The sequence below is a fragment of the Pseudoalteromonas rhizosphaerae genome, from assembly GCF_902498845.1.
GTDB lineage: Bacteria > Pseudomonadota > Gammaproteobacteria > Enterobacterales > Alteromonadaceae > Pseudoalteromonas > Pseudoalteromonas rhizosphaerae.
The window spans coordinates 1-804 of sequence record NZ_CABVLM010000047.1; the positions used below are offsets into that span (position 1 = coordinate 1).

Genomic DNA, 804 nt, shown 5'->3' on the forward strand with positions numbered 1-804 from the left:
GGACGTTTACCACGGAGTGATTCATGACTGGGGTGAAGTCGTAACAAGGTAGCCCTAGGGGAACCTGGGGCTGGATCACCTCCTTATACGATTTAGAACTTATTTGTTCGTAGTGTCCACACAGATGATTGTTATTGTAAAGAGAACAAACACTTATTGTTTGGGTCTGTAGCTCAGTTGGTTAGAGCGCACCCCTGATAAGGGTGAGGTCGGTAGTTCAAATCTACTCAGACCCACCACTTCCTCAACGAAGTCGGTAATCAAACAATAAGTACCAGCATATGTGGGGCTATAGCTCAGCTGGGAGAGCGCCTGCCTTGCACGCAGGAGGTCAGCAGTTCGATCCTGCTTAGCTCCACCACTTACTTCTTAAAAATAAATATTCTTTTATCGGGCAGCATAATAGCCTGAGAATAGAGTGTGTTTAATTTTGAGAGGTTTTTGTATCTCTTGCTCTTTAAAAATTTGGAAAAGCTGATAATAAAATTCGTATGAATACAGTGTATTTGTACAGAGTTTTCAAAAGTAAAAAAGAATGATAGCAGTATCATTCAGTGCCATTTAATCATCTTTGAGTTGATTGATTGGTATCTACTTTAGTATTCAATATTAACTTCTGGCGAAGTTAAACTGTCACTAACGTATGACTAAACTTTACTGTTTAGTATTGCGAAAGCAAGACCCGTTTGGGTTGTATGGTTAAGTGACTAAGCGTACACGGTGGATGCCTTGGCAGTTGGAGGCGATGAAGGACGTATTAACTTGCGATAAGCCTAGTCAAGCTAGTAAAAAGCACTTGAGACT

The 804-nt window shown here is 40.9% G+C and carries 2 tRNA genes and 2 rRNA genes; all 4 read left to right on the plus strand.

Features of this window, described 5'->3' with window-relative positions:
- Positions 1 to 86: ribosomal RNA gene (locus tag PSR9079_RS23380) — 16S ribosomal RNA — on the plus strand; the annotation flags it as partial.
- Positions 87 to 162: 76 nt separating this feature from the next.
- Positions 163 to 239, plus strand: a tRNA-Ile gene (locus PSR9079_RS23385).
- A 46-nt stretch (positions 240 to 285) separates the two neighbouring features.
- A tRNA-Ala gene (locus tag PSR9079_RS23390) sits at positions 286 to 361 on the plus strand.
- Positions 362 to 697: 336 nt separating this feature from the next.
- Positions 698 to 804, plus strand: a 23S ribosomal RNA gene (locus tag PSR9079_RS23395); the annotation flags it as partial.